This window comes from Bacillus sp. N12A5 (assembly GCF_026790125.1).
In the GTDB taxonomy this organism is placed as follows: domain Bacteria; phylum Bacillota; class Bacilli; order Bacillales; family Bacillaceae; genus Bacillus.
Map to the genome: position 1 here is coordinate 1 of NZ_JALAMR010000006.1, position 20,486 is coordinate 20,486.

Here is a 20,486-nt window from a genome sequence, read left to right on the forward strand (position 1 = left end):
TTAGTTTTCAAAGAACTTTGTGTGCTTCTCTCGAAGCGACTACTTAATAGTAACATTTTTAGTTAACTAGGTCAATACTTTTTTGAAAAAGTTTTTAACTAGTTATGAGTGTGTCTTTTAAAAGACAACAGAAATGATTATACCATAATTCTTATAGCTGTAAAGGGGTTTGATACAAAAAAGCGCAGCTGCTTCAGCTGCGCTTTTTCTTACGCTTCTTCTTGTGTTTCTTCTTGCTCATCTTCTTCGTTTTTCTCTACTAATGCTACTGTAGCGACATGCTCTTCTTCAGCCATTCTGATGAGGCGCACACCTTGTGTGACACGTCCAGTAATTGAAATATCATTGATGTCCATTCTAATGAGTACGCCGCTGGCTGTAATAATCATTAGATCCTCTTCGCCTTTAGTGGCTTTCACTGTTACTAATTGGCCGTTGTTCTCAGTAATTTTAGCTGTTTTGAGTCCTTTTCCGCCCCGGCTTTGGGTTCTGTACTCTTCGGCCGGAGTTCGTTTTCCGTAACCTTTTTCAGTTACAATAAGGACATGTGATTCTTCCTCTAATATCTCCATGCCGACAACAACATCGTCGTCTGTAAGAGTAATGCCTTTAACGCCTGCAGCCGTTCTACCCATTTCCCGGACATCTGTTTCATCGAAACGGATCAGCAATCCGTTTTTCGTACCGATGATGATTTGTTTTGTGCCGTCAGTCAGACGCACACCCATCAGTTCATCATCCTCACGAAGACTGAGGGCAATTAAACCATTGTTCCGGATATTAGCAAACTGGGACAGCGAAGTTCGTTTTGAAACCCCATGCTTTGTTGTGAAGAAAAGGTACAGATCCTCATTGAATTCAGTGACTGGAATAATCGCATTAATCCATTCACCCTTTTCTACTTCCAGTAGGTTAATGATCGGGATTCCTTTTGCTGTTCTGCCGTATTCAGGGATTTCATACCCTTTTGCACGATACACTTTCCCTTTGTTCGAGAAGAAGAGAATCGTGTCATGAGTTGAGGTTGAGATCAAATGCTCAACGAAATCATCTTCGTTTGTTCCCATTCCCTGCACGCCTTTTCCGCCCCGTTTTTGACTGCGGTAAGTTGATGCAGGAAGACGTTTGATGTATCCGTTGTGTGTCAGAGTGACTACGATATTTTCCCTCTCAATGAGATCTTCATCTTCAATTGTCTCTAATCCAGAAGTGACGATCTCCGTACGTCTTTCATCGTTAAAACGCTCTTTGATTTCTGTGAGTTCTTCACGGATGATCTCAAGCACTTTGTATTCATTTGCCAGGATGTCTTTTAGCTCTGCAATTAATTTAACAAGAGATTGGTATTCTTCTTCGATCTTTTCGCGTTCCAGTCCTGTTAAACGCTGCAGCCTCATATCGAGGATCGCTTGTGCTTGCTTCTCTGTCAGTGAGAACTGTTCAATTAAACCTGTTCTCGCGATTTCAGCCGTTTGAGAATTACGGATGAGGGAAATAACTGCATCGAGATGATCCAGAGCTACTCTCAAACCTTCCAAGATGTGAGCTCTTGCTTCCGCTTTACGTAATTCATAAGCTGTACGGCGTCTGATGACGACTTTTTGGTGGTCAAGGTAATGCTCAAGGCATTGCTTAAGATTTAAAACTTTCGGCTGACCGTCAACAAGTGCAAGCAGGTTAATGCCAAAAGATGTTTGAAGAGCAGTTTGTTTATATAGGTTGTTCAGAATAACATTTGCATTGGCATCGCGTCTGATTTCAATGACAATTCTCATACCTGTACGATCTGATTCATCACGCAGATCTGTGATGCCCTCTATCTTCTTGTCCCTAACGAGATCAGCGATTTTTTCGATTAATTTTGCCTTGTTTACTTGGTAAGGAATCTCGGTAACGATAATTCGTTCTTTACCTGAAGATGTTTGTTCGATCTCAGCTTTTGCCCGAATTGTAATAGAGCCTCGGCCGGATTCATATGCTTTCCGGATACCGCTGCGTCCCAAGATTTGACCAGCAGTCGGGAAATCAGGACCTGGGATGACTTCCATCAGCTCTTGAATTGTAATATCCGGATTCTCACTGACCGCAAGTACGCCGTCAATAATTTCACCGAGCTGGTGCGGAGGAATGTTTGTTGCCATACCAACCGCAATGCCGGCAGCACCGTTTACGAGCAGATTCGGGAACCTTGAAGGCATAACGACAGGTTCTCTTTCCGATCCGTCATAGTTGTCCTGATAATCGATTGTGTCTTTTGTGATGTCTCGCAGTATTTCCATCGAAATTTTAGACATTCTTGCTTCTGTATAACGCATGGCAGCCGCTGAGTCCCCGTCAACAGAACCGAAGTTTCCGTGGCCGTCAACTAGCATATAACGGTAGTTGAAATCCTGCGCCATTCTGACCATGGATTCATATACCGCTGAATCACCGTGCGGGTGGTATTTCCCGATAACTTCTCCGACGATACGAGCAGACTTTTTATAAGGCTTGTCACTCGTCATGCCTAAATCATTCATTGCGTATAAAATCCGTCTATGAACCGGTTTTAAACCGTCACGAACATCCGGAAGAGCACGGGACACAATAACGCTCATTGCATAATCCAAGAAGGACGTACGCATTTCCTGACTGATATTTATTTCACGAACTTGTGGTGTGTTTTGTTCACTCATTAAAAAACCTCCCTGAAGTATCACATGAAATATGTGGGAGTAGATTGTCCATTATGATCTTCAATACGAATTCACTATTCTCCATTATATCAATAAACTTATGATTATACACATTAAATTGCTAGAATATATAGGTATTACAAGCATTGCTGCGTCTGATCTTGTTCAGAAAAAAGCCTTATTTCTTATTGGAAATAAGGCTTTTATGATTAGATGTCAAGATTTTTAACGTATCTCGCATTAGCTTCTATGAAGTTTCGGCGCGGTTCTACTTTGTCACCCATCAGCATTTCAAATGTCTCATCCGCATCCATTGCATCTTCTAGAGTTACCTGGAGAAGCGTTCTAGAGCTTGGATCCATGGTTGTCTCCCATAGCTGGGTGGCATTCATTTCACCAAGACCTTTGTACCGCTGCAACCCAGGCTTAGGCGTTTGAGGAAGAGTTTTCAAGAGCTCCTCAAGCTCCTTGTCATTGTATGCATATTCAACACGTTTTCCTTGCTGAACCTTGTAGAGCGGCGGCTGCGCAATATACACGTAGCCATTTTCGATAATTTGGCGCATATATCTGTAAAAGAACGTTAACAACAGTGTTCTGATGTGCGCGCCATCAACGTCGGCATCTGTCATAATGACAACTTTGTGGTAACGGGCTTTCTCCAGGTTGAAATCTTCCCCGATACCTGTGCCGAGCGCTGTGATCATAGAGCGAACTTCGTTGTTAGACAGAATTTTATCCAGTCTGGCTTTTTCAACGTTCAGGATTTTACCTCTAAGCGGCAAAATAGCTTGGAAATGTCTATCGCGTCCTTGTTTAGCTGATCCTCCGGCAGAGTCACCCTCTACGATATATAACTCAGAGATGCTCGGGTCTTTCGAAGAGCAGTCCGCTAACTTACCGGGAAGGTTTGAGATTTCCAAAGCGCTCTTGCGGCGTGTCAATTCACGCGCTTTTTTTGCAGCCATTCTTGCTCTTGCCGCCATTAAACCTTTTTCGACAATTTTTTTGGCCGCATCTGGATTTTCCAGCATAAATGTTTCCAATGCTGCAGAAAATAACGTATCGGTGATCGTCCGCGCTTCTGAGTTGCCTAGTTTTGTTTTCGTTTGGCCTTCAAACTGCGGATCAGGGTGTTTGATTGAAATAATCGCTGTAAGCCCTTCTCTTACGTCATCTCCGCTTAGATTTGGGTCATTCTCTTTAATAAGCCCTTTTTTTCTGGCGTAGTCGTTGATAACACGAGTCAGGCCCGTTTTGAAGCCAGCTTCGTGGGTACCGCCTTCGTACGTGTTAATGTTGTTTGTAAACGAGTAAATGTTGCTTGTGTAGCTGTCATTGTATTGCAAAGCCACTTCAACCGTAATGCCGTCCTTTTCGCCTTCAATGTAAATTGGCTCTTCATGGACAACTTCTTTAGAACGGTTTAAATACTCTACATAACTTTTAATTCCGCCTTCGTAATGGTATTCATTTTTGCGCTCTTGTCCTTCACGTTTATCTTCAATCGTGATGTTGACGCCTTTTGTCAAAAAGGCTAATTCGCGCACACGATTAGCAAGCAGATCATAATCATACTCTGTTGTTTCCGTGAAAATCTCAGGATCCGGCACAAAGTGTGTCGTCGTTCCCGTATGATCTGTCTCACCGATGACCTCTAGATCTGAAACCGGAACCCCGCGTTTATAGGTTTGGCGGTGGATTTTACCGTCGCGGTGTACCGTCACATCAAGCTCCGTTGAAAGCGCGTTTACGACTGATGCACCTACACCGTGCAATCCTCCGGACACTTTATAACCGCTTCCGTCAAATTTTCCTCCGGCGTGAAGCACTGTCATAATGACCTCTACAGCAGGACGGCCCATTTTTTCATGAATACCGACTGGAATACCCCGGCCATTATCTGTCACCGTAATGCTATTGTCTTTTTCGATTTGGATATTGATGTCCGTACAATAACCGGCGAGAGCTTCGTCAATACTATTGTCGACAATTTCCCATACCAGATGGTGAAGGCCTTTGCTGTTTGTTGAACCGATATACATCCCCGGTCTTTTACGAACAGCTTCTAATCCTTCTAATACCTGTATCTGATTTTCATCATAACTGTTTTGCTGCTGTTCCATAGCCACGTCATTCACCTACACTTTTCTAAACGATATATTCGTGATAAAAATTTCTAAGAATCTATTTCAAACATAAATTGCGCACGTTTTTTTAATGTGCTGGAAGATAAGGGAGAGTAATATATATTCTGAACCGTGACTACGATAGATTTGGGCGTGCCATTTACGGAAGGCACCACCTTGTGTTTCTGTTTTTTCAGAAATTCTTCAACAATAGGCGACATGTTGGCTTTAAAGTCAAAAATGCCGACAATATCTCGTGTTGAAACCACAAAGTCATCACCTAAATGAATATACAATTGCCCACCTCATTTCTTCACTTCACTAACGCACCATTTTGCACACGGAACATTCCTGCTTGACGTAAGGTTTCGTGATCAATGCCATCAACGCTTGTCGTTGTGACAAACGTTTGTACGCGGCCTTGGATCGTATGAAGCAAGTGTGACTGGCGATAATCATCCAGTTCACTCAGTACATCATCCAATAGTAAAATGGGGTATTCTCCAATTTCTTCATGGATCAGGTCAATCTCCGCCAGCTTAAGGGATAATGCCGTCGTTCTCTGCTGCCCTTGAGAACCGTACGTCTGCACATCGCGTCCGTTTACATAGAAAAGAACATCATCACGATGAGGCCCTGACAGCGTGACACCGCGATCAATTTCTTTTTCTCTTAATTTAGAAAACGCTTCTTGGTAGCTATCTCCTATTTTCGACAAGTCTGCAGGATCTGATACCTCAAGAGCCGTATGGTACTTCAGGGTCAGCTCTTCAAGCCCTCTGGAAATGCCCGCATGAATAGGCTGTGCCCACTTTTCGAGCTGAGCTGTAAACTGCAGGCGTTTTACGACAACTTTTGCCGCAACTTCTACAAGCTGATCGGTCAAAACATCAAGCATCGTTCTGTCGGTTTGTTTTCTCGTTTGCAGCTGCTTCAAAAAATGATTTCGCTGGGAAAGGATTTTCTGGTAAAGAGAAAGATCATGAAGATAGACAGGAGAAACCTGTCCGATTTCCATGTCAAGAAACCGCCTTCTCACTTGAGGGCTTCCCTTTACAAGATTTAAATCTTCCGGAGCAAACATGATGGTATTGAGGGCCCCGACATACTGGCTGAGCTTTTGCTGTTCAATATGATTGACCTTGCCCTTTTTACCCTTTTTGGAGATGACGAGCTGCATCGGGATCGCCCCGTTTTGCTTCATCACTCTTCCCTCTATTTTAGCATAGTCTTTGTCCCACCGTATAAGTTCTTTGTCATTTGATGTCCGATGCGATTTCGCCATGGACAAGACATAGATCGCCTCCATGAGGTTTGTTTTCCCCTGGGCGTTCTCTCCGATGATCACATTTACTTTATTTTCAAATTGAAGTTCAGCATGGTCGTAGTTGCGGTAAGATGTCAGTTCTAAGTTCTGGATATACAATCAGTGTCACCCGCTTTAATTGACGACTTGAAATGAACCAAATCCTTCAATCTCTACCACATCTCCAACATACAGCTTTCTGCCGCGGCGATTGTCCGGCTCGTTGTTCACAAGCACTTCATGTTCACTTAAAAACCACTTCGCCATACCGCCTGACTGAATGACATCGGCTAATTTCAAGAATTGTCCGAGTGTAATCATTTCTGTATCAATTGAAATCGGATTTGCCATTATATCGACCTCTTTCAAATATCACTAATATCTAATTGTACTAAAAAAAAACGAATTAGGGAAAGGGAAAACTTGTCGGAGCAGACACCGAATAGAAAAGCTGCCGAAGGGGTCGGCAGCAGTGTATCGGATTAATAGGTTCTGACAGGAAGGATAAGCTGTACAATCGTTTCATCATTCGGCGTGCGAATTAAGAAAGGTCTCATTGCACCTGTAAAGCTTACGCGTATTTCTGCTCCTTCAAGCACCTTTAGTGCATCCAGCATATATTTTGGACTAAAAGAGATATTTAATTCCTCACCTTCAATTTGATCCGCAGCAATTGCTTCCACAACTTTACCGATTTCCGGCGAATTGGAAGAAATTTCAATGGATTCAGCCGGTTTTGCAGACAGTTTTACAACGTTGTTGCGTCCCTCTCTAGCTAAAAGAGATGCACGATCAATGGCTTGAAGGAATTCTTTTGTATTCACAATGATTTCTGTTTTGCTGTCTTGCGGAATCAGGCTGGTTGTGTCTGGATAGTTTCCGTCCAGAAGCCGCGAGAAGAACAAGACGTTTTTCGCTTTAAACAGAACTTGAGTTTCTGTGATCACGATATCTACAAGTTCTTGGTTGTCATCCAAAATCTTGCTGAGTTCAGTCAGGCTTTTTCCCGGAATAACAACGTTATATGATCTGTCTTCTGGAATATCAAGTTTTGCTTTTCTTAATGCAAGACGGTGACTATCCGTTGCAGTGCATAATAATTCACTTTGCTCTACCTTCCAGTTTACACCTGTCAAGATAGGGCGTGTTTCTGAGGTGGACACTGCGAATACTGTTTGTCTGATTAGATTTTTTAACAAATCAGTTGGGATCTGGATCGCATGATGTTCTTCAATCTGCGGCAAGTGCGGATATTCATCAGCATCAAGCCCATTTAGATTAAACTCAGCCTTGCCAGAACGAATAATCGTCAAATACTGATTTTGCACTTCGATTTCTACAGTTGCCATCGGCAGTTTTTTTACGATTTCACTAAAGAAGCGGGCTTGTAAAACGATGCTTCCGGGCTGTTCAATTGTGACGATTTCTTTATCTCCTTCTTCTTTTGGAATGAAGGATTCAATAGAAATATCTGAATCACTTCCTGTAAAGGATACTCCATCATCTGATGCAACGATTTTAATACCAGTCAAAATCGGAATAGTCGTTCTGGATGAAACTGCTTTTAATACATCTTGGACACTTTCAACAAGACGATCTTTTTGAATCGTGAATTTCATTTTTATCCTCCTAACGGATAATGGATTAATATATATATTTTTAAAAAATAGTAGAAGTAATAGTAGGGCCTGTGGATTTGTGGATAAGTTGTGAAAAAGACAGGAAACACAGCCTATCCACATGTGGACAGACTGTGTATGACTCCTGAAAAGTTATTCACACTTTCCCCGAATAATCCTCGGTCCTGCTATTTAAGCTGTTCTTTAATTTCTTTAACATGCTGCTGAAGCTGTTCATCGTCTGCCAGCAGTTTTGAAATTTTTTCATGCGCATGAATAACGGTCGTATGGTCGCGGCCTCCAAACTCTTCACCAATTTTAGGAAGAGAGGAATCAGTCATTTCCCTTGATAGGTACATAGCGATTTGACGCGGGAAAGCTACTGATTTTGTCCGTTTTTTTGCTTTGAAATCTTCGAGCTTAATATTAAATTGCTGGCCTACTACCCTCTGAATTTCTTTTATCGTAATGACTTTCGGTTTTGAAGAAGGAATAATATCCTTCAGCGCTTCAGCGGCAAGATCAGCATTAATATCTTTATTAATTAAAGATGAGTAAGCAACTACTCTGATTAATGCTCCTTCAAGTTCCCGAATATTGCTGTCGATTTGATTTGCGATGTAAAGCATAACCTCGTTTGGAATATCGAGGCCTTCCGCTTTGGCTTTTTTTCTTAAAATCGCAATTCTCGTCTCCAAATCAGGCGGCGTAATATCCGTAATCAGGCCCCATTCAAAACGTGAGCGCAATCTGTCTTCAAGTGTCGGAATCTCTTTTGGCGGTCTGTCACTTGAAATGACGATTTGTTTGCTTTCTTCGTGCAATGTGTTAAATGTATGGAAAAATTCTTCCTGGGTTTGTTCTTTCCCCGCTAGAAATTGAATATCATCTATCAAAAGCACATCAACATTTCGATAGCGATTGCGGAAATCGACGGCTTTATTATCTCGGATAGAGTTGATGAATTCGTTTGTAAATTTCTCAGAAGACAGATAAACCACTTTGGCAGAAGGATTATGATCTATTACATAATGGCCGATTGCATGCATTAAGTGTGTTTTCCCTAAGCCGACGCCCCCATAGATAAATAAAGGGTTGTATGCTTTTGCTGGTGCTTCCGCTACCGCAAGAGAAGCTGCGTGTGCAAATCGGTTTCCAGATCCGATGACAAAAGTATCAAAAGTATATTTTGGATTGAGCATGTTTTGAGGAAAATCAGATGTTTCTTCTTTAACCGCTTTTTTGACTTGCGGTTTTGGCATAAAGTCTTCAACATCTTGATTTTGGGGAATGACAAATTTAATGCTCAATTCTTCCCCGGTTAATTCATATATAGTATCTGCAATCAGATGCAAGTATCTGGACTCCAGCCAGTCTCTGGCAAATTCATTAGGAGCAGTGATCGTCAATGTATCTCCCTGCAGTGAGTGGGCTTTGGTGGATTTCATCCAAGTCTCAAAACTCGGTTTGCTCAACTTTTTTTCGATTTGAGCAAGGGCTTGATTCCACAGGTCTAATATATTTTCCATCTTCCGGCACGTCCCTCCTTTTCGTAGAAAATGTTGTCTTTCTCTGTTATAGAACACAAAAAAAGAGCAAATGGCGCTGGCCATTCGTACACATTAATTGTTGAAAACATATAATATAGTAGATAAATAGCTTTTCGACAAATTTCACAACTTGTGGACAACCTTCTACACAAGCTGTGTGAAATCAATCCACAACTTATCCACACTTTGTGGATAAAGGAAGAAGGCAAGATTAGTAATCAAGAGTTAAAACACAAATATAATACCAAAATAAACGAGAGCTTGCAATGGTTGTCACAATCTTATCCACAAAGCGGACAACCTGTTGAAAAAATCTTGTCCACAGGGGTTGGTAATGTGAAAATGTTGTCGATAACCTCTGTGGATATTAAAAAAAGGCGAAAAAGATATCCACACATCGTGATTTTAGAGGTAAATTGTTTGGATTTGACTTTTTTACGTTAAATTAAGGAATCTGAAAAATAAGGTTTCGAAAGTTGAAAAGGTATGGTATCCTATTATGGTTGCAAGAAATAAACGCACTAGTGAAGTTGACAATGAATAGGTAACGCAAATATAATAAGTAAGACTGTCTTTAACAGCTATTCCTCGAGGGAGGTGTCATAAATGAAAAGAACATTCCAACCGAATAACCGTAAACGCAGTAAAGTTCATGGCTTCAGAAGCCGTATGAGTTCAAAAAACGGTCGTCTAGTTTTAGCACGCCGTCGCCGCAAAGGCAGAAAAGTATTATCAGCTTAGGCCACTGAATAATGTCAGTGGTCTTTTTTCACGTTATGGGAAAAGATAGATGTGATGCATAATGAACCGGGGCATGCTTCCTGGTTCTGGTGCATCTCATTTTCATAATAAATTTTTAAAAGTTTCTGCCAGCCAGTATGGAGTGAGTCAATTGAAGAAGCGAAATCGTTTAAAGAAAAATGAAGACTTTCAAAAAGTGTTTAAGCAGGGGACATCCGTAGCGAACCGCCAGTTTGTCTTATATACGCTTGATCAGCCTGAAAACGATGAGCTGCGTGTCGGGCTTTCCGTCAGCAAAAAAATTGGCAACGCTGTGATGCGAAATCGCATCAAACGTTTGATTCGGCAGGCTTTTCTTGAAGAGAAAGAGAGACTGAAGGAAAAGGATTACATCATTATTGCCAGAAAACCGGCGAGCCAGCTGACATATGAGGAAACGAAAAAAAGTCTGCAGCATCTATTCAGGAAGTCTTCTTTGTATAAGAAATCTTCGTCAAAGTAAGCATTGCGACTGCTTTCTTACTACTTTTAAAAGCGCTTCCTTTCTGGTTGATCAGAAAAAGACACCATTTAAAACTGAAAGATGCTAAAATACATACAAGTATGCTTTGCAATAAAAGAGAGTAAAGATTAATTATAGGAGGAAATGTTGTTGAAAAGGAGAATAGGGTTGCTATTAAGTATGGTTGGCGTATTCATGCTTTTGGCTGGATGCTCGAGTGTGAAAGAGCCGATCACTGCAGATAGTCCGCATTTTTGGGACAAGTACGTAGTATATCCATTGTCTGAGCTCATTACGTATGTAGCGAAATTGACGGGAGATAACTATGGACTTTCAATTATTCTTGTTACCATTTTAATTCGTTTATTAATTTTACCGCTGATGATTAAGCAGCTGAGAAGTTCGAAAGCGATGCAGGCTTTACAGCCGGAAATGCAAAAGCTTAGAGAAAAATACAGCTCAAAGGATCAAAAAACTCAGCAAAAGCTTCAGCAGGAAACCATGGCTTTATTCCAAAAGCATGGTGTCAATCCGTTAGCGGGATGTTTCCCGATTTTAATCCAAATGCCGATTTTAATTGGATTCTATCATGCGATCATGAGAACGCAGGCGATTTCAGAGCATAGTTTCTTATGGTTTGACTTAGGAGAAAAAGATCCTTACTATATTCTTCCTATCGTTGCCGGTGTCGCTACATTTGTTCAGCAAAAGCTGATGATGGCGGGCAACGCGCAGCAAAATCCGCAAATGGCGATGATGCTTTGGATTATGCCAATTATGATTATCGTATTTGCGATTAATTTCCCGGCGGCACTTTCTCTTTATTGGGTAGTCGGTAACTTGTTTATGATTGCGCAAACTTTCCTCATCAAAGGACCTGATATTAAAAAAGATCCTGAACCGCAAAAGGCCGGAGGAAAGAAAAAGTGAGGAATGTGACTGCTGCAGGGCGAAATGTCGATGAAGCAGTACAGTCCGGATTGCAAGAGCTGGAATTAACGAAGGATAAGGTAGAAATTACCGTTATCGAAGAGGGAAACAAAGGGTTTCTCGGTATTTTCGGCAAAAAGCCGGCGGTCGTAAAGCTTGTTGAAAAGATAGACCCGATTCAGCAAGCGAAGTCTTATCTTCAGGGGATTGCCGAAGCCATTGCCGGGAAGTCTGATGTGACTGTTCAAGAAAGTAAAAAGACAGTACGTTTCCATATAACAGGTGAAAAAGCGGCATTGTTGATTGGGAAAAGAGGACAAACCTTGAATGCCCTTGAAACTTTGACACAGCTTGTCCTTAATCGGTATCCAGGCCAATATAAAAATGTGACGGTGGATGCAGAAAATTATCGTTTGAAAAGAAAAGATACACTGAGTCAGCTGGCTATCAGGCTTGCAGACCAGGTTTTGAAAACGAAAAAGGCAGTTCATCTTGAACCTATGCCATCCAGTGAAAGAAAAATCATTCATGATACTCTTTCTGGATATGCAAATCACCAGATCAAAACGTATTCAATGGGTGAAGGCGAAAATCGTCATCTCGTTATTTCCCATAAAAGATAGCATAAAACCGAAGTCCGGTAAAAATCGGATTTCGGTTTTTTTATATGAAAAAATCTATTTTCCCTAGTAATATCAAGCTTTTGCCGTTTAAGTTTTTTCTTTTTAGGTGTATCCTGTTGATAAAAAGGAAGTTCAGGAAATAAAATTAATTGTTATTCACATGTGGATAAGTTAAAGTAATAGGGGGCGAATTCCTAATTCTGTGGATAACACGTCTTCCACTTCGAACCAAACTATGTTATCTTTTAGTTTTGGCATAATAAAAATTTTTTTATATAGATGAAAGTATAAGTAAAGAGAGGTGAACAGCATGGATACAATTGCAGCAATTTCCACACCGATGGGTGAAGGCGCGATTGCGATTGTACGGTTGAGCGGACCAGAGGCAATTCAAATCGCAGATAAAATTTATAAAGGGCCGAAGGGGAAAACACTTAGCTCGGTCGAATCACATACGATTCATTATGGTCATATCGTAGACAGACCTTCGGATCGTGTCGTTGAGGAAGTAATGGTATCAGTGTTAAAGGCACCGAGAACTTTTACACGTGAAGATGTCATCGAAATTAACTGTCACGGGGGAATTGTGACTGTGAACCAAGTGCTTCAGCTCGCATTGAGAGAGGGAGCGAGACTTGCTGAGCCGGGGGAATTTACGAAACGTGCGTTTTTAAACGGCCGAATCGATCTTTCACAGGCGGAAGCGGTTATGGACTTAATCAGAGCGAAAACGGATCGGGCAATGAATGTCGCCATGAATCAAATGGAAGGGCGTCTTTCTGCTTTGGTGCGCCGTTTGCGCAGTGAGATTTTAGAAACACTGGCTCATGTTGAGGTAAATATCGATTATCCGGAGTACGATGATGTAGAAGAAATGACGCATCAGCTTTTGGTTGAAAAGGCAACAGCCGTGAAAAAAGAAATCGAGGCGCTGCTGAGGACCTCTGAGCAAGGGAAAATCTTGCGTGAAGGTCTTTCTACTGTCATTATCGGCCGGCCGAATGTAGGAAAATCATCACTTTTGAACAGTCTCGTTCATGAAGCGAAAGCTATTGTCACCGATATTCCCGGAACGACTCGGGATGTAATTGAGGAATACGTCAATGTAAGAGGTGTTCCGCTTCGTCTGGTTGATACAGCAGGTATTCGTGAAACAGAGGATATTGTAGAACGAATCGGTGTTGAACGTTCTCGCCAGGTTCTAAAGGAAGCAGATCTGATTTTACTTGTGCTTAATTATAGTGAAGAGCTTTCTGAAGAAGACGTGAAGCTTTTTGAAGCCGTTGAGGGCATGGACGTTATCGTGATTATGAATAAGACTGACCTTGAGGCGAAGATCGACACTGAGCGTGTCCGTGAGCTTGCCAATGGACGTCCAGTTGTTACGACATCTCTTTTAAAAGAGGAAGGCATCAATGATCTGGAAGAAGCGATTCAGTCGCTGTTCTACACGGGTGCCATTGAAAGCGGAGATCTGACTTATGTCAGCAATACACGTCATATTTCTATTTTACAGCAAGCAAAACGTGCCATTGAAGATGCGCTTAGCGGCATCGAACAGGATGTCCCGATCGACATGGTGCAAATTGACCTTACAAGATGCTGGGAGCTTTTAGGCGAGATCATCGGAGATTCCGTCCACGAAAGCTTAATTGATCAGCTCTTTTCACAATTCTGTTTAGGAAAATAATAAAAGGAGGAACAAGAATCATGGGGTATGAAGCAGGCCAATACGATGTGATTGTGATTGGCGCCGGGCATGCCGGTGTTGAGGCTGCCCTCGCATCTGCACGCCAAGGCGCCAAAACGCTTGTCTTGACCATCAACTTAGATATGGTTGCATTTATGCCATGTAATCCGTCTGTCGGCGGCCCCGCAAAAGGGATTGTCGTCCGCGAAATTGACGCGCTAGGCGGAGAAATGGGCAGAAACATCGATAAAACGCATATTCAAATGAGAATGCTGAATACTGGAAAAGGTCCTGCGGTCCGTGCATTGCGTGCGCAAGCAGACAAATTCCAATATCAGCACGAAATGAAAAATACGCTTGAAAAAGAACCAAACTTAACATTGCTCCAAGGAATAGTGGAGCGGCTGATCGTTGAAGACGGCGAATGCCGCGGTGTGATTACACAAACCGGCGCACATTATCGTGCGAAAGCAGTTGTCATGACAACAGGGACATATTTAAGAGGACGAATCATCCTTGGCGATCTGTCTTACTCAAGCGGTCCGAACAACCAGCAGCCTTCTATTAAGCTTTCTGAGCATTTGGAGGAACTGGGGTTTGACCTTGTTCGGTTTAAAACAGGTACGCCGCCTCGCGTAAAAAGTGACACGATTGATTACAGCAAAACGGAAATTCAGCCTGGTGACGAAGTGCCGCGCGCTTTCTCATATGAAACAGTGGAGTATATTACAGATCAGCTCCCTTGCTGGCTGACATATACGAGCCCTGAGACACATGAGATTATTGACAGCAACCTGCATCGTTCACCGATGTATTCCGGTATGATTAAGGGTACAGGCCCAAGATACTGCCCATCCATTGAGGATAAAGTGGTCCGTTTTAATGATAAACCGCGCCACCAAATCTTCCTTGAACCGGAAGGCAGAAATACGCAGGAAGTCTATGTCCAAGGATTATCTACAAGTCTTCCAGAAGATGTACAGCAGAGAATGCTTGCAACGATTCCGGGTCTTGAAAACGTGCAAATGATGAGAGCCGGCTATGCGATCGAGTACGATGCGATTGTACCGACACAGCTATGGCCGACACTTGAAACGAAAAAAATCGCAAACCTTTATACTGCAGGCCAAATTAACGGAACATCCGGTTATGAGGAGGCTGCGGGACAAGGCATTATGGCGGGAATCAATGCAGGTCGAAAAGCGCTTGGAAAAGAAGAAGTGATTCTGAGCCGTTCTGACGCTTACATTGGTGTTCTGATTGATGACCTTGTGACAAAAGGAACAAATGAACCATACCGTCTTTTGACATCACGTGCTGAATACAGATTGCTTCTCCGTCATGACAATGCTGATTTGCGTCTGACAGAAATCGGACACCGCATTGGATTGATTTCTGATGAGCGCTATGCTGCTTTCGAAAAGAAAAAAGCGGCAATTGAAGCGGAGAAAAAACGTCTGCATTCTGTGATTATCAAGCCGTCTCCGGAAAATCAAGAATATATCCGTTCTCTTGGCGGAAGCGAATTGAAAGATGGCGTTCGCGGCACAGACTTGATGAAACGTCCTGAAATGAACTATGAAACAGTCACAAAACTGGCGCCGCCAGAAGTGCCGGTTCCTCAAGACGTGGCAGAACAAGTAGAAATCCAAGTGAAATATGAAGGATATATTGAAAAATCTCTTCAGCAAGTGGAGAAACTGAAGAAGATGGAAAATAAAAAAATTCCGGATCGAATTGATTATGACGCAATTAAAGGGATTGCGACTGAGGCGCGTCAAAAGCTGAAAAACGTGCGGCCTTTGTCTGTTGCCCAAGCTTCCCGCATTTCCGGTGTAAACCCGGCGGACATTTCAATTCTATTGGTGTATTTAGAGCAGGGACGCATTGCGAAGATAGCCGAATAGAAAGGATGACGGCATGAATATTGAAGAATTCACTTCTGGTTTGGCGGAAAAAGGGATCTCCCTTTCTCCCCGTCAGCTGGAGCAATTTGAACTGTATTTCGACATGCTGGTTGAATGGAACGAAAAAATCAATCTGACTTCAATTACAGAGAAAAAAGAAGTGTATCTTAAGCATTTTTATGATTCCATTACAGCAGCTTTTTATGTCGACTTCAATCAGGTGAACACGATTTGTGATGTCGGAGCGGGAGCGGGTTTTCCGAGTCTTCCGATTAAAATATGCTTTCCGCACCTTCATGTCACAATCGTGGATTCACTAAACAAACGGATTACGTTTTTAGAGAAATTGTCTGAAGCTTTGCAATTGGAGAATACGACATTCTGCCATGACAGGGCTGAAACATTCGGACAGCGGAAAGACGTTAGGGAAAGCTATGATATTGTGACGGCGAGAGCAGTTGCAAGACTATCTGTTTTAAGTGAACTTTGCCTGCCTCTAGTGAAGAAAAACGGTTTATTTGTTGCTTTAAAAGCGGCATCAGCTGAAGAAGAACTGAATGCAGGTAAAAAAGCAATCACGACGCTTGGAGGAGAACTTGAGAATATCCATTCCTTTAAGCTGCCTATTGAAGAAAGCGATCGTAATATTATGGTGATACGCAAGACAAAAAATACACCTAAGAAGTATCCAAGAAAACCGGGAACTCCTAATAAATCGCCAATTGAAGGGTAATTTAGCCAGCCTGATATGACAATACCATCATATTTTCATCAAAATTGATGGATGTACAGCAGGAAAAACCATGAGAAAATAGAATTATAAAAATGGCAGTTTTTAAAGGTGGTGTAGGTACATGAAGCATTCATTCTCTCGTTTCTTCGGGCTTGGTGAGAAGGAACAGGAACCGGAGATTGCTGAACATGATACAAACAAAGAAGAGATTCTGGAAATACCGGTAAATGCTATCGTTCCCAACCGTTTTCAGCCACGCACCATTTTCTCAGATGAAAAAATCAAAGAGTTAGCAATGACCATTCATACACACGGCATTATTCAGCCGATTGTTGTCAGGCATACAGAAGAAGAAGGCCAATACGAACTCATTGCAGGTGAAAGACGCTGGAGAGCGGTGCAATCGCTCGAGTGGGAAAAGATTCCGGCAATTATTAAGGATTTTTCCGACACGGAAACCGCTTCTGTTGCGTTAATTGAAAACTTGCAGCGGGAAGAACTGTCTTCTATTGAGGAAGCGCATGCCTATGCTCGGCTTCTTGAACTGCATGATTTAACACAGGAAGCACTTGCACAACGTTTAGGAAAAGGGCAGTCTACAATTGCGAATAAGCTGCGGTTATTAAAGCTGCCTCAGCCGGTCCAAGACGCGATTATGGAGAAGAAAATCACCGAGCGTCATGCCAGAGCGCTGATTCCGCTGAAACAGCCTGAGCTCCAAGTTACACTGCTCACAGAGATTATTGAGAAAAGTCTAAATGTAAAGCAGACGGAAGACCGCGTGGTGAAAATGCTGGAGCAAGGTCAAAGAAAACCAAAGCCGAGGCGCAAAGCGTTCAGCAGAGATACAAGAATAGCAATGAACACGATTCGCCAGTCTCTATCAATGGTTGAAGACAGCGGTGTAAAATTGAATACGGAAGAAGAAGAATTTGAAGAGTATATTCAATTAACGATTCGCATACCAAAATAAAAGCTCTCCTGAAAAGCAGGAGAGCTTTTTATAATTGCACTAAAAGGAATTTAATTACTTTTAGTGTGTATTGTTATATTAGAATTCTTTTCTTTGAGCTTGTGGATAAATTCTTCTGTATGTCGCGGTGATATCACTGCATGTCCCCATCCCCCCTGATAATATACCGTGATGGCATGGCGAGAGCCGATCAGGCGAAACCCTGACCATAGCTTCTTTTTTTGAACCACTCTTTCGATTTTTTCGTAAGGAATTTGATGTTTGATCAGTCCGGCTTTAATGATCAGGTGGTGCTCCTTCAATAGATATCTCAGGTCAATAAAGCTCCAAATGATGAGCACATTTAAAAGAGTCAGCAGAATGAAAATGATCCAACCGGAAACACTCATATTTCCCAGTACGAAAGGAACAATGGCATCTGCCTGTATCAGTAATATGAGAAACACAATCATCAGCGTAACGGGTACATCTCTCTTTGTTTGATAAACCATTATCTCACCGTCCTGTTTCCGCGTTATGCACTGTTACTTCTTCTTTTTTTCTTTAAGAAATTCCTTTTTTAAGTCAAAAAAACATAGAAATTGCAGAATTTATAAGGGAAAGCATAAAGCGTGCTTGAATTTTCAATTATTTCCCTTCTGAATCGGAACAAAATGATGAAAAAAATGAAACGCTTTAATCTTTTTTTGATAGAATAGAAGCAAGATAGTACATGTTCATGTGAAAGTAGGTGACATCGTGGGAAAAATCATAGCAATTACGAACCAAAAAGGCGGGGTCGGCAAAACAACGACGTCTGTCAACCTTGGGGCATGTTTGGCTTACATAGGGAAAAGGGTTCTGCTGGTAGATATTGATCCGCAGGGAAATGCGACAAGCGGATTAGGGATTGAAAAAGCCGATGTAGAGCAGTGTGTGTACGATATTTTAGTAGATGATGCAGATGTAATAGATATTATTAAAGCAACGACAGTAGAGAATTTGGACGTAATTCCAGCAACGATTCAGCTTGCCGGAGCTGAAATCGAGCTGGTTCCGACGATTTCAAGAGAAGTAAGACTAAAGAGGGCGCTTGAAGCAGTAAAGCAGAATTATGATTATATTATCATTGATTGTCCGCCGTCATTGGGACTCCTGACGATTAATGCGCTTACGGCCTCAGATTCCGTGGTGATTCCTGTACAGTGCGAATATTACGCCTTAGAAGGGCTCAGCCAGTTATTAAACACAGTACGCCTTGTGCAGAAGCACTTGAATACTGATTTAATGATTGAAGGAGTATTGCTGACAATGCTTGATGCACGGACAAATCTCGGCATTCAAGTTATTGAAGAGGTTAAAAAATATTTTAGAGATAAAGTATATAAGACGGTTATTCCGCGTAATGTCCGTCTGAGCGAGGCACCGAGTCACGGAAAACCCATCATTTTATACGATCCGCGGTCAAGAGGTGCGGAAGTATATTTAGATTTAGCAAAGGAAGTGGCTGCGAATGGCTAAAGGCCTTGGAAAAGGGATTAATGCGTTGTTTAATCAGGTCGATTTGTCTGAAGAGACAGTAGAAGAAATAAAAGTTGCCGATTTACGCCCTAATCCTTATCAGCCAAGAAAACACTTTGATGACGAGGCATTAGCTGAACTAAAAGAATCTGTGCTGCAGCATGGCATTCTTCAGCCGCTAATCGTCAGAAAATCTTTAAAAGGCTATGATATTGTTGCGGGTGAACGGCGTTTTCGAGCGGCAAAGCTGGCGGGCTTAGACACGGTTCCGGCGATTGTCCGGGAATTATCAGAGGCATTAATGAGAGAAATTGCTTTATTAGAAAACCTTCAGCGTGAAGATTTATCACCGCTTGAAGAGGCTCAGGCCTATGATTCATTACTGAAACACTTAGACCTCACGCAAGAACAGCTTGCCAAACGTCTTGGGAAAAGCAGACCGCATATTGCGAATCATTTAAGATTGCTGACACTTCCAGAAAACATTCAACAGCTTATTGCCGAAGGTACGCTTTCTATGGGACATGGACGCACGCTTCTTGGCTTGAAAAACAAAAATAAGCTTGAGCCGCTTGTTCAAAAGGTGATTGCAGAGCAGCTCAATGTCCGTCAGCTTGAGCAGCTGATTCAGCAGTTAAATCAGAATGTTCCACGTGAAACAAAGAAAAAAGAACCTGTGAAAGACGCGATTCTAAAGGAACGGGAATCCTATCTCCAAAATTATTTTGGAACAACTGTTAATATTAAAAGACAGAAGAAAAAAGGCAAAATTGAAATTGAATTTTTCTCTAATGAAGACCTTGACCGGATTTTAGAGCTTTTGTCTGAACGAGAATCGTAAATGAAGAAACCATCTTTCAAGTGAAGATGGTTTTTGTTTTATATTCGTCCGGTGAGTCTTTGCAGCGGGCTCAGGCGTTCCTGCCTCCACTCTGTCCGATCTGTTAAACTTAGTCCCTCAGCCAGAACATTTGCCATATTCATGACCAGGTTCAGCCTTGTATTTTGTAAAACAAAGTATTCCATAAAACCGCTCACATTCACAATTCCATTAATATGAAGATCTCCCACTTCAGGAAGGTCTTTTTGCACGCCGGCTCCGGGTTTTAATGGCCCGTCTCCAATCTGAAACGACCCTACACTTTTGACGCGTCCTAAGCATGCATCGACTGCAATAATAAATGGGTTTTTATGTAATTTTTGAATATCATTGATTTTATCCTTCATGTTCACAGCATGAACGGGGTCTGATAAGGTGCCATAGACGTGGAATCTGGAGAGCTGCATCTGATTAAGTTTCATTCCTACGAGCGGGCCTAATGAATCACCGGTTGAACGGTCTGTTCCGATACAAACCACAACAATTGGTTTGCCGGCAGCTTTACGTAAGGATGATGAAAGGATGGTTTGGATTTGTTTTGGTGCAGCTGCATCTGTATGTGAAACATATTGCTTTACTCGTTCCTGGGAGGAAAAAAGCCCGCCTTTTCGATTCATAGGTTTCACTTCCTTGTTATAGTAGGTAACAGAATAGCTATGGTGTTTGTGTAGATATGTAAGGTTGTTTACAGTATATCCAGCAGAACGTTCTTTTATGCTTTGTGTATG

The 20,486-nt window shown here is 42.0% G+C and carries 19 protein-coding genes; 10 read left to right on the forward strand and 9 right to left on the reverse strand.

Going from position 1 to position 20,486, the window contains the following annotated elements:
* Positions 1–209: 209 nt before the first annotated feature.
* The 7 genes from gyrA to dnaA all read right to left on the reverse strand — a co-directional run bounded on the left by gyrA (position 210) and on the right by dnaA (position 9,258).
* Positions 210–2,675, reverse strand: a complete 2,466-nt coding sequence (gene gyrA, locus MOC09_RS07415; protein WP_268358662.1) for a DNA topoisomerase (ATP-hydrolyzing) subunit A — start codon at positions 2,673–2,675, stop codon at positions 210–212.
* 209 nt (positions 2,676–2,884) lie between these two features.
* Entirely contained in the window at positions 2,885–4,801 is a 1,917-nt protein-coding gene (gene gyrB / locus MOC09_RS07420; RefSeq protein ID WP_268358665.1) for a DNA topoisomerase (ATP-hydrolyzing) subunit B, read from the reverse strand.
* Between the two features lie 53 nt (positions 4,802–4,854).
* Positions 4,855–5,100 carry an extracellular matrix regulator RemB gene (gene remB, locus MOC09_RS07425; protein WP_003219266.1) on the reverse strand — a complete coding sequence of 82 codons (246 nt, stop codon included), beginning with the start codon at positions 5,098–5,100 and terminating at the stop codon, positions 4,855–4,857.
* 17 nt (positions 5,101–5,117) lie between these two features.
* A complete protein-coding gene (gene recF / locus MOC09_RS07430; RefSeq protein ID WP_268358661.1) occupies positions 5,118–6,230 on the reverse strand; it encodes a DNA replication/repair protein RecF in 1,113 nt (370 codons plus the stop codon).
* Positions 6,231–6,245: 15 nt separating this feature from the next.
* On the reverse strand, positions 6,246–6,461 hold the full coding sequence (gene rlbA / locus MOC09_RS07435; protein ID WP_003219264.1) for a ribosome maturation protein RlbA: 216 nt from the start codon (positions 6,459–6,461) through the stop codon (positions 6,246–6,248).
* A 131-nt stretch (positions 6,462–6,592) separates the two neighbouring features.
* Positions 6,593–7,729 carry a DNA polymerase III subunit beta gene (gene dnaN / locus MOC09_RS07440; protein WP_003226811.1) on the reverse strand — a complete coding sequence of 379 codons (1,137 nt, stop codon included), beginning with the start codon at positions 7,727–7,729 and terminating at the stop codon, positions 6,593–6,595.
* 188 nt (positions 7,730–7,917) lie between these two features.
* On the reverse strand, positions 7,918–9,258 hold the full coding sequence (gene dnaA / locus MOC09_RS07445; RefSeq protein ID WP_003236652.1) for a chromosomal replication initiator protein DnaA: 1,341 nt from the start codon (positions 9,256–9,258) through the stop codon (positions 7,918–7,920).
* Between the two features lie 627 nt (positions 9,259–9,885).
* Between dnaA and rpmH the strand changes: the two genes are divergently transcribed.
* The 8 genes from rpmH (at position 9,886) to noc (ending at position 17,378) form a co-directional block, all read left to right on the forward strand.
* Complete coding sequence (gene rpmH / locus MOC09_RS07450; RefSeq protein ID WP_003178075.1) at positions 9,886–10,020, forward strand: 50S ribosomal protein L34; 135 nt, start codon at positions 9,886–9,888, stop codon at positions 10,018–10,020.
* Positions 10,021–10,171: 151 nt separating this feature from the next.
* Entirely contained in the window at positions 10,172–10,522 is a 351-nt protein-coding gene (rnpA, locus tag MOC09_RS07455; RefSeq protein WP_003236647.1) for a ribonuclease P protein component, read from the forward strand.
* 144 nt (positions 10,523–10,666) lie between these two features.
* Positions 10,667–11,452: a YidC family membrane integrase SpoIIIJ gene (gene spoIIIJ / locus MOC09_RS07460; RefSeq protein ID WP_268358659.1), complete on the forward strand. Its 786-nt coding sequence runs from the start codon at positions 10,667–10,669 to the stop codon at positions 11,450–11,452.
* Positions 11,449–12,075 (forward strand): RNA-binding cell elongation regulator Jag/EloR, encoded by a 627-nt coding sequence (gene jag / locus MOC09_RS07465; RefSeq protein ID WP_268367067.1) that lies wholly within the window; start codon positions 11,449–11,451, stop codon positions 12,073–12,075. Before spoIIIJ ends, jag begins: the two co-directional genes overlap by 4 nt.
* A gap of 310 nt (positions 12,076–12,385) precedes the next feature.
* Positions 12,386–13,765 carry a tRNA uridine-5-carboxymethylaminomethyl(34) synthesis GTPase MnmE gene (gene mnmE / locus MOC09_RS07470; protein WP_268358658.1) on the forward strand — a complete coding sequence of 460 codons (1,380 nt, stop codon included), beginning with the start codon at positions 12,386–12,388 and terminating at the stop codon, positions 13,763–13,765.
* A gap of 20 nt (positions 13,766–13,785) precedes the next feature.
* A complete protein-coding gene (gene mnmG / locus MOC09_RS07475) occupies positions 13,786–15,672 on the forward strand; it encodes a tRNA uridine-5-carboxymethylaminomethyl(34) synthesis enzyme MnmG (RefSeq protein ID WP_268358657.1) in 1,887 nt (628 codons plus the stop codon).
* A 13-nt stretch (positions 15,673–15,685) separates the two neighbouring features.
* Complete coding sequence (gene rsmG / locus MOC09_RS07480) at positions 15,686–16,405, forward strand: 16S rRNA (guanine(527)-N(7))-methyltransferase RsmG (protein ID WP_268358655.1); 720 nt, start codon at positions 15,686–15,688, stop codon at positions 16,403–16,405.
* Between the two features lie 121 nt (positions 16,406–16,526).
* A complete protein-coding gene (gene noc, locus MOC09_RS07485) occupies positions 16,527–17,378 on the forward strand; it encodes a nucleoid occlusion protein (protein WP_014666147.1) in 852 nt (283 codons plus the stop codon).
* 50 nt (positions 17,379–17,428) lie between these two features.
* Here the strand turns inward: noc and MOC09_RS07490 are convergent, their stop codons facing one another.
* On the reverse strand, positions 17,429–17,869 hold the full coding sequence (locus tag MOC09_RS07490; protein WP_268370068.1) for a PH domain-containing protein: 441 nt from the start codon (positions 17,867–17,869) through the stop codon (positions 17,429–17,431).
* 247 nt (positions 17,870–18,116) lie between these two features.
* Between MOC09_RS07490 and soj the strand changes: the two genes are divergently transcribed.
* Positions 18,117–18,878: a sporulation initiation inhibitor protein Soj gene (gene soj, locus MOC09_RS07495; RefSeq protein WP_003219244.1), complete on the forward strand. Its 762-nt coding sequence runs from the start codon at positions 18,117–18,119 to the stop codon at positions 18,876–18,878.
* Positions 18,871–19,719 carry a stage 0 sporulation protein Spo0J gene (gene spo0J / locus MOC09_RS07500; protein WP_268358653.1) on the forward strand — a complete coding sequence of 283 codons (849 nt, stop codon included), beginning with the start codon at positions 18,871–18,873 and terminating at the stop codon, positions 19,717–19,719. Before soj ends, spo0J begins: the two co-directional genes overlap by 8 nt.
* Positions 19,720–19,757: 38 nt before the next feature.
* On the opposite strand, the gene yyaC is transcribed toward spo0J, so the two are convergent.
* Positions 19,758–20,375 carry a spore protease YyaC gene (gene yyaC, locus MOC09_RS07505; RefSeq protein ID WP_268358651.1) on the reverse strand — a complete coding sequence of 206 codons (618 nt, stop codon included), beginning with the start codon at positions 20,373–20,375 and terminating at the stop codon, positions 19,758–19,760.
* Positions 20,376–20,486 lie beyond the last annotated feature (111 nt).

What these genes read in the sequence shown, in the direction of transcription:
- gyrA (WP_268358662.1), bottom strand. Translation starts at nt 2,675, where the DNA reads ATGAGTGAACAAAACACACCACAAGTTCGTGAAATAAATATCAGTCAG.
- gyrB (WP_268358665.1), bottom strand. Translation starts at nt 4,801, where the DNA reads ATGGAACAGCAGCAAAACAGTTATGATGAAAATCAGATACAGGTATTA.
- rlbA (WP_003219264.1), bottom strand. Translation starts at nt 6,461, where the DNA reads ATGGCAAATCCGATTTCAATTGATACAGAAATGATTACACTCGGACAA.
- dnaN (WP_003226811.1), bottom strand. Translation starts at nt 7,729, where the DNA reads ATGAAATTCACGATTCAAAAAGATCGTCTTGTTGAAAGTGTCCAAGAT.
- dnaA (WP_003236652.1), bottom strand. Translation starts at nt 9,258, where the DNA reads ATGGAAAATATATTAGACCTGTGGAATCAAGCCCTTGCTCAAATCGAA.
- rpmH (WP_003178075.1), top strand. Translation starts at nt 9,886, where the DNA reads ATGAAAAGAACATTCCAACCGAATAACCGTAAACGCAGTAAAGTTCAT.
- spoIIIJ (WP_268358659.1), top strand. Translation starts at nt 10,667, where the DNA reads ATGTTGTTGAAAAGGAGAATAGGGTTGCTATTAAGTATGGTTGGCGTA.
- mnmE (WP_268358658.1), top strand. Translation starts at nt 12,386, where the DNA reads ATGGATACAATTGCAGCAATTTCCACACCGATGGGTGAAGGCGCGATT.
- mnmG (WP_268358657.1), top strand. Translation starts at nt 13,786, where the DNA reads ATGGGGTATGAAGCAGGCCAATACGATGTGATTGTGATTGGCGCCGGG.
- rsmG (WP_268358655.1), top strand. Translation starts at nt 15,686, where the DNA reads ATGAATATTGAAGAATTCACTTCTGGTTTGGCGGAAAAAGGGATCTCC.
- noc (WP_014666147.1), top strand. Translation starts at nt 16,527, where the DNA reads ATGAAGCATTCATTCTCTCGTTTCTTCGGGCTTGGTGAGAAGGAACAG.
- MOC09_RS07490 (WP_268370068.1), bottom strand. Translation starts at nt 17,869, where the DNA reads ATGGTTTATCAAACAAAGAGAGATGTACCCGTTACGCTGATGATTGTG.
- spo0J (WP_268358653.1), top strand. Translation starts at nt 18,871, where the DNA reads ATGGCTAAAGGCCTTGGAAAAGGGATTAATGCGTTGTTTAATCAGGTC.
- yyaC (WP_268358651.1), bottom strand. Translation starts at nt 20,375, where the DNA reads ATGAATCGAAAAGGCGGGCTTTTTTCCTCCCAGGAACGAGTAAAGCAA.